At 67.6% G+C, this 7810-nt stretch carries 8 protein-coding genes; 2 read left to right on the top strand and 6 right to left on the bottom strand.

All coding sequences use genetic code 11. The features are described 5' to 3' along the window. From NHG85_RS01285 to metZ, 4 genes are all read right to left on the bottom strand, one after another. Window positions 1–585 (bottom strand): thiamine pyrophosphate-binding protein (locus NHG85_RS01285; protein WP_253329049.1); only part of this gene is annotated, 585 nt, incomplete at its 3' end. Next, the gene (locus tag NHG85_RS01280; RefSeq protein ID WP_253329047.1) at window positions 585–2033 is read right to left on the bottom strand and encodes a TrkH family potassium uptake protein; all 1449 of its coding nucleotides are present in this window, start codon (window positions 2031–2033) and stop codon (window positions 585–587) included. The genes NHG85_RS01280 and NHG85_RS01285, both read right to left, overlap by 1 nt. Before the next feature lie 100 nt (window positions 2034–2133). Further along, window positions 2134–3252, bottom strand: a complete 1119-nt coding sequence (folE2, locus tag NHG85_RS01275) for a GTP cyclohydrolase FolE2 (protein WP_253329045.1) — start codon at window positions 3250–3252, stop codon at window positions 2134–2136. 97 nt (window positions 3253–3349) lie between these two features. After that, window positions 3350–4525 carry an O-succinylhomoserine sulfhydrylase gene (gene metZ, locus NHG85_RS01270; protein WP_253329043.1) on the bottom strand — a complete coding sequence of 392 codons (1176 nt, stop codon included), beginning with the start codon at window positions 4523–4525 and terminating at the stop codon, window positions 3350–3352. Between the two features lie 173 nt (window positions 4526–4698). On the opposite strand from metZ, the gene NHG85_RS01265 reads away from it, so the two are divergent. Next, complete coding sequence (locus NHG85_RS01265) at window positions 4699–5400, top strand: glutathione S-transferase N-terminal domain-containing protein (protein ID WP_253329042.1); 702 nt, start codon at window positions 4699–4701, stop codon at window positions 5398–5400. Window positions 5401–5457: 57 nt separating this feature from the next. Here NHG85_RS01265 and NHG85_RS01260 read toward each other — a convergent pair whose 3' ends face one another. Beyond that, entirely contained in the window at window positions 5458–6057 is a 600-nt protein-coding gene (locus NHG85_RS01260; RefSeq protein ID WP_253329041.1) for an inner membrane-spanning protein YciB, read from the bottom strand. A gap of 155 nt (window positions 6058–6212) precedes the next feature. Here NHG85_RS01260 and NHG85_RS01255 point away from each other — a divergent pair, with 155 nt between their 5' ends. Then, window positions 6213–6698, top strand: a complete 486-nt coding sequence (locus NHG85_RS01255) for an MgtC/SapB family protein (RefSeq protein WP_253329040.1) — start codon at window positions 6213–6215, stop codon at window positions 6696–6698. On the opposite strand, the gene ftsY is transcribed toward NHG85_RS01255, so the two are convergent. Beyond that, the coding region (ftsY, locus tag NHG85_RS01250; protein ID WP_253329039.1) for a signal recognition particle-docking protein FtsY at window positions 6695–7810 on the bottom strand (1116 nt) is incomplete at its 5' end. The two genes, NHG85_RS01255 and ftsY, sit on opposite strands and share 4 nt — an antisense overlap.

The following is a 7810-nucleotide window of genomic DNA, read 5'->3' as shown; positions in this document are numbered from 1 at the left end:
GGCGCGGGTGACGAGGCCGGGATCGGGCGCGGCGGGGCTCTGCGGCCGCACGGCGGGCGGCGGCGCGGGCGCCTCTCCTTCCAGCAGCGGGATCGGCAGTTGCAGATGCACCGGCCGCGGACGCCGCTCGCCGAAACCGACGAAGGCGCGGTCGAGCAGCGCATAAGCGTGCTCGGCGTCGCGCGCCTCCTCGGACCAGGCCGTGACCGCCGCGGCGGCACCGCGCTGGTCGCGCATCTCGTGCAGCCGGTGATCGGCCGGGCCGCCACCCGGCAGGCACGAGGAGATCGCCAGCACCGAGACGCTGTCCGACCAGCTCTGCCCCAGCGGCGTCATCAGGTTGCACAGTCCCGGTCCCGAGATCACGCAAGCCACGCCGGGCCGCCCGGTGGCGCGGGCATAGCCGTCGGCCATGAAACCCGCCCCCTGCTCGTGACGCGCCAGCACATGACGCAGCCCGGCCGCGTCGAGACCGCGGTAGATCTCCTGGTTGTGGACACCGGGGATGCCGAACACCACCTCGACGCCGTGCTCGGCCAAGGCCCGGGCCAGTTGCACCCCGAGGGGGCGGCGGATCTGCTGCATCACGACCTCCAGAATTCGCGGGTGACGACGACCAGAACCACCAGCAGTTCGAGCCGGCCGATGAACATGGCCATGATGAGGATCCACTTCGAAGCTTCGGGCAGCGGCGCGAAATTGCCCGCCGGGCCGATGATCGGGCCAAGGCCGGGGCCGACATTGGCGATCGAGGTCGCCGCCCCCGAGACGCTGGTGATGAAATCGAGCCCGGTCAATGACAACAGTACCGAGGTGATGCCGATCGAGACGATGAACACCACGAAGAAGGACATGACCGAGGACAGCACGTCGGCGGGGACGGGGCGACCGTCATAGCGCGGCGTGAAGACGCCATGGGGCTGGTGGATCTTGCGGATCTGCGCCGCGATCGAGGCGAAGAGGATCTGGTAGCGGAAGATCTTGACCGAGCAAGCGGTCGAGCCCGCGCAGCCGCCGATCAACCCCAGAAAGAAGAACATCGCCACCGGGAACGGCCCCCAGCCCATGTAGTCGGCACTGGCATAGCCGGTGCCGGACATGATCGAGATCACGTTGAACAGCGATTCGCGGAAGGCGATCTCGGTGAAGCCATGGCTGTAATCGGCCAGCGACAGCGAGATCAGCAGCACGCTCGCCATGATCGTCAGGAAGAAATCGCGCACCTGCGTGTCGCGCAGCAGGGGCCGCGCCTGGCCCGCGGCCAGCTGCACGTAGCGCACGAAGGGCAAGGCGGCGAGGAACATGAAGACCGAGGCGACGTAATGCACCCCTGCGCCGTAGCCCGAGAAGGAGGCATCCGAATTGGCGAAGCCGCCGGTGGCGATGGTGGTCATCGCGTGCACGGCCGCGTCGAAGGGCTCCATTCCGGCGGTGATGTAGGCCAGCATGCAGGCCAGCGTCATGCCGACGTAGATCCCCGCGATGCCGCTGGCGATCTCGGCCGCGCGGGGCAGGATCTTGCCCATCGTCTCAAAGGCCTCCGAGCGGAACACCTGCATGCCGCCGACCTTGAGTTCGGGCAGGAACACCATCGCCACGACGATGATGCCGATGCCGCCGAGCCATTGCAGGATGCCGCGCCACAGCAGGATGCCGTGCGGCAGATCGTCGAGCCCGTTGAGCACGGTGCCGCCGGTGGTGGTGATGCCCGACATCGCCTCGAACACCGCATCGGTGACATTGGCCCCCGTGGCGCCCAGCATGAAGGGCAGTGCCCCGAAGAAAGGCAGCGCGATCCAGACCGAGGAGGTCAGCAGGAAGGTCTGGCGCAGCGTCAGCTTGGGCTTCACGCCATTGTGGCACGACAGCGCCATCAGGATACCGGTGAGCAGCGTCAGCACCGCGCTTTCGAGAAAGACCGGCCAATGGCCGTTCTGCGCCGCGATATCGGCCAGCATCGGGCCCAGCATGGTCAGGCCCAGCACTGCCAGCAACAGGCCGTTCACATATCCGACGGGGCGCAGGTCGATCATGCCGGAGCGTTGGCCCAGCCCCCCTGCCCTGTCAAGCGAAGGGGGCGGGCCCGCGACGGAACGTGGCGCGCCTGCCGCGGCACCGGCAGGCGCTGCCGCCTCAGCCGGCGTGCAGCAGGCTCGCGAAGAGCTGCGGATCGAGGCTTTCGGCCGCGAAGGTCTCGCCTTCGGTCAGCAGGCTCACCGCGTCGTGGCTGTGCAGGCTTTCCTGATGGCTGGCCATGACGCGGAAATCGCCGATGCGCGGATCGGCCATCAGCTGCTCGGCGAAAAGCCGCGCCGCGTCCTCGACGAAGATCGGGTTGGCGGCGTTGAGCTCGGCAAAGGCCTGCTCGTCCTCGCGTTTGACCATCACCTGCGTCTCGGTGGGCACGGCGGCGCGCGCCATTTCCACCAGATCCTCGAACCACAGCACCGGGCCGGGCTGGGCCACGACCGAAAGCCGCGCCACCGAACGCTGCGAATGCGGCGTGGCGAGCTGGCCGCGGAACTGGCGCGCATGCTCGGAAAGTTCGAGAGAACACGGACAGGTCGAGGAATAGACATAATCGAGGTGGATGATCTTCTTGGCCACACCGGCCTGTTCCACCAACTCGAGCGTGAGGTCGTAATATTGATAGCCCGACAGGCCGGAGCGCAGCGAGGGGCGCAGCATCGGGAAGCGCACGCGCATCTGGATGCGCGCGTCGAAGCTCTTGAGATCGGCGATGTAATCGGCCAGCGCCGCCTCGATCACGTCGAAGGAAAAGGTCTTGTCGGCATGGCGGTAGAAGGACCGCATGATGCGCGACATGTTGATGCCCTTCTTCTCGGCCTCGAGGCTGACCGTGCCGGTCACGCTGGCTTCGAGCGCGATGTCGCCGCCGTCGCGGGTGTGGAACCTGATCGGCAGGCGGAAGTTCGAGATGCCGACATGCTGGATCGCCCGCGCCGCGCCGCGGATCAGGCTGGAGGGGCCGTTCTGCAGATCGGGCAGCATCGCGCGGTAGGCCTCGTCGACGACGAAATCCTCCGGGTAGGCGCGCGCCAGCGCCGGGTAGTTCGACACGTCCTGCCCGGGCACCAGCCGCCCGACCATCGGGTCGAGCGCGGCGACTTCTTCTGGCGTGGCATGCGCCGCCCAGCTGCGCAGCAGCCGCAGCGCCGTGGCCGCGTCATCGCGGTCGGGCACGGGTTGGGACGTTTGGGCGCGATGCAGATCGCGAGTGGCTTGTGTCACGAGGGAGATCCTCCGGTCGGGTCGACCCCCACCATATAGGAGGTCTGCGAGTGAAGTTCAGGCCCCCGGCCGTCCGCCCGGCCCGGTTTGTCCGGGCTCAGATGGCCGCGATGGCATGTCTCAGATCCTCGATCAGATCTTCGGCATCCTCGAGCCCGACAGACAACCGGATCAGACCCGGTGTGATTCCAAGCGCCGCTTTCTGAGGCTCCGGCAGCCTTTGATGCGTGGTCGAGGCCGGATGGGTGGCGATTGACTTGGCATCGCCAAGGTTGTTCGAAATGATCACGATGTCGAGAGAATTCAGAAGCTTGAACGCAGCTTCGCGCGAACCTGCGTCAAATACGACAACGGTGCCGCCCGCCCCCATCTGCCGCAGCGCCAGATCGTGCTGCGGATGGCTGGGCAATCCGGGGTAGAGCACCTGCGTCAGCTTGGCCTCCTCAGCCAGCGCTTCGGCGATGCGCCCGGCGCTCTCGGTCTGCGCCTTGACGCGCAGCTCGATGGTCTCGAGCCCCTTGAGCATCAGCCATGCGTTGAAGGGCGAGAGCGAGCCGCCGGTGTGCTTCATGTAGGGCTCGACCGTGCTGCGGATGTGCTCCTCGGTGCCGAGGATCACCCCACCCAGCGCCCGGCCCTGCCCGTCGATGTGCTTGGTGGCCGAGTAGACCACCACGTCGGCCCCTTGGGCGATGGCGTCCGAATAGACCGGCGTGGCGAAGACGTTGTCGCAGACCACCTTGGCGCCGACCGCATGGGCCAGCTCGGAGACGGCCCCGATATCGACCACCTCCAGCGCCGGGTTCGAGACGCTCTCGAAGAACACCGCCGCGGTGTCCTCGCGGATCGCACCCTTCCATTCATCGATGTTCTTGCCGTCGACAAAGGTCACCTCGACGCCGTAGCGCGGCAGGATCTCTTCGAGGATGTAGAGGCAAGAGCCGAACAGCGCCCGAGCGGAGACGACGTGATCGCCGGCCTTGAGCATGGAGGTCAGCGCACCGTTGACCGCGGCCATGCCCGAGGCGCAGGCAAAAGCGGCCTCGGCGCCCTCCAGGCTCGCCAGACGGTCCTCGAACATCTTGACCGTCGGGTTGCCGTAACGGGCATAGATGAACTCGTCGCCCTCGATCTTGAGAAAGCGCTGCTCGGCGGCCTCGGCGCTGTCGTAGACGAAGCCCTGCGTCATGAAGATCGCCTCGCTCACCTCGCCATACTGGCTGCGGCGCGAGCCTGCGTGAACGGCACGGGTGCGTTTGCGATACTCGGTCATGTTCTGGCCTCCGGGCCCGGTTGTTGCGGCGCAGCCCCCCGGACGGGGCCCCCTGTCTGACGTCGCGATAGCCCCCGCCCCGGTTTCGGTCAAGCGGGCCCTCCCGCGCGGCCGCCGCTTGCATTCATCGTCCCAACTGCCAGTCTCGCCCCGTCACAGCAGGAGAGCCGTCCATGTCCGCCCCCATCGATCTGCATTACTGGCCCACGCCCAACGGCTGGAAGGTCTCCATCGCGCTCGAGGAGATGGGCCTGCCCTACTCGGTGCATCTCGTCGATATCGGCGCGGGCGACCAGCGCCGACCCGAATTCCTCGCGCTGTCGCCCAATGGCCGGATGCCCGCGATCACCGATCCCGAGGGGCCGGACGGCGCACCGATCTCGCTGTTCGAGAGCGGCGCAATCTTGCAATATCTCGCCCGCAAGACCGGCCGCTTCTGCGGCGCGACGGAGCGGGCGCGCATCGCAGTCGATCAATGGCTGATGTGGCAGATGGGAGGGCTTGGCCCGATGGCGGGGCAAGCGCATCATTTCCTGCACTATGCCCCGGGCCTGACGCCGCCGCAGGACATCCCCTATGCCAAGGACCGCTACCGCGCGGAGGTTGCCCGGCTATACGGCGTGCTCGACGGCCAGCTCGCCTCGCACGAGTTCGTGGCCGGGGCGGACTTCACCATCGCCGACATGGCCTGCTTTCCCTGGGCGCGGCTCTGGGCGCGGCAGGAGCAGAGGATCGAGGACTTCCCCCATATGCGCCGCTGGCTCGACGCGCTGGAGGCCCGCCCCGCCACCGCACGCGGCGTGGCGCTGCATCTCGACAAGCGGCAGGGCACGGCCAACCGCGAGCAGCAAGAGCACATGTTCGGGCAGCGCTGAACGCGAAACCGCCGGAGCCTTTCGGCGCCGGCGGTCCTTGTGCGCTCGAAGGCGGGTCTAGTCCTCGGTCTGGATCATGTAGCTTTGCAGCGCCGCGATCTGCAGCCACAGAAACACGAAGAGCACCGCCGGAAAGGCGAAGGTCTCGATCTTGACCCACATCTCCTCGGACTGGGTGCGCCAGACGACCTCGTTGGCGAGTGCCAGTACCGCGAACATCGCCGCCAACCTGCGGGTCAGCTTGAGCCAGCCCTCATGGCGCATCGGCAGCGCCTCGCCCATCACCCATTCGAGCGGACTGCGGCCCAGCGCCAGCCCCGCCCCGAGGATCGCGGCGAAGAGGCCGTAGACGATGGTGGTCTTCATCATGAAGAACCGCTCGTCGTTGAACCACGCGGTCAGCCCGCCGAAGAAGATCACCATGAAGGCGGTGAAGACCTGCATCCGGCTCAGCGCCCCGGTCAGCGCCCAGAGCGCGGCCATGGCCGCGAGCAGGATCGGGATGAAGATCAGCGTGGCGAGGATGAAGCCCGAATATTCGGTCCCCGCGATCACGAAGCTGTCCTCCTTGAGCCGCAGGTAGACGAGGAAGAAGGCCAGCGTCGGGCCCAGTTCCAGCGCCTGCTTGAGCCAGGGGTTGATCTCGCGTTTCGCCATTCTCGCTCTCCCATCCGGCGCGGGCGGCGCCGTCAGCGCGGCCAGTCATACGCATCGTGCGGGCGTTCGGCCAGAGCCTCCCGACAGGGCCTCCACGAGGAACAAGCTCTTGTGACACATCGTTATCACGAAAACGTCAAAGGAGTCCGCGATTCATGTTCGAAGCGCTGCAGGCCGATCTTGCCTCGGGGTTCCGCGCCACCGGCCCATGGGTGGCCGCGATGCGCCTGACGGCCGCGATCCTGCTCACGGGGCTGATAGGGGTGGAGCGCGAGTGGCGCGGCAAGCCTGCGGGGCTCAGAACCCATATTCTGGTGGGCCTCGCGGCGGCGCTCTTCGTGATGCTGGGCCAGGAGGTCACCCAGCTCGATTTCGGTGGCGTCGACGACAAGCGGATCGATCCCCTCCGCCTGATCGAAGCGGTGACCTCGGGCGTGGCCTTCCTCGCCGCCGGGATCATCTTCACCAGCCAGGGCGAGGTGCGCAATATCACCACCGGTGCCTCGCTTTGGCTCGCGGGCGCGGTGGGCCTGGGTTGCGGTGCGGGGCAGATCCCGCTCGCCGCGATGGCGAGCGTGCTGGTGGTCGTGGTGCTGATGCTGCTGCGAGAGGTCGAGCGGCTCTTGGGCTGGCACGACTAGGCCAGATCGCCCTCCGCACCGGTGAGCGCGCGGGCGAACTCTTCGGGGTCGAAGGGTGCCAGATCGTCGATCTGCTCGCCCACCCCGATCGCATGGATCGGCAGGCCGAAACGGTCGGCCAGCGCCACCAGAACGCCGCCGCGCGCCGTGCCGTCGAGCTTGGTCATCACCAGGCCCGAGACATCGGCGATATTGCGGAAGATCTCGACCTGGTTCAGCGCGTTCTGCCCGGTCGTGGCATCGAGCACCAGAAGCGTGTTGTGCGGCGCGTCGGGGTCCTTCTTGCGGATCACGCGGACGATCTTCGACAGCTCCTCCATCAGGTCCTGACGGTTCTGCAGGCGTCCGGCGGTGTCGATCAGCAGAAGATCCGCGCCATCGGCCTGCGCTTTCGTCATGGCATCAAACGCGAGGCTCGCGGGGTCCGTGCGCTGCGGCGCGGTCATCACCGGCACGCCGGCGCGGTCGCCCCAGATCTGCAGCTGTTCGACCGCCGCCGCGCGGAACGTGTCACCGGCGGCGATCACCACCGACTTGCCAGCCTCGCGGAACTGGCTGGCGAGCTTGCCGATGGTCGTGGTCTTGCCCGAGCCGTTGACCCCGACGACGAGGACCACCTGCGGCGTCTTGGCATAAAGCGGCATGGGCCGCGCCACCGGCTCCATGATCCGGGCGATCTCCCCCGCCAGCAGGTCCTTGATCTCGGGCACCGAGAGCTTCCGGCCCATCCGCCCCTCGGCGATGTTGGCGGTGACGCGCAGCGCCGTCTCCACGCCCATGTCGGACTGGATCAGCAGCTCTTCGAGCCGCTCCAGCATCGCGTCGTCGAGCTCGCGGCGTGGCGCGGCGGCACTGCCCTTGCCGAAGAGACGGCCCAGCAGCCCGGGTTTTTCGGGCTCGGGCGTTACCGGAGCAGGCTCCGGTTCGGGGGCGGGCTCCGGTTCGGGGGCAGGCTCCGGCGCAGGCGCCTCGGGCACCGCCGGTGCGGGCGGCGTCACCGGGGCGGCGGGCATGCCCGGCGTCACCGGCGGGGCGACGGCGGATCGGAGCATTCCGAAGTTTCGAAGATCTTCGACACCACCGCCTTCGGCTTCCGCGAGATCCGTGTGGAA

Origin of the sequence: Limimaricola litoreus, assembly GCF_024159025.1 — a bacterium.
GTDB classification, from domain to species: Bacteria; Pseudomonadota; Alphaproteobacteria; order Rhodobacterales; family Rhodobacteraceae; genus Limimaricola; species Limimaricola litoreus.
Note: the sequence above shows the minus strand (reverse complement) of the source record. Positions and strands in the feature narration are given on the sequence as shown.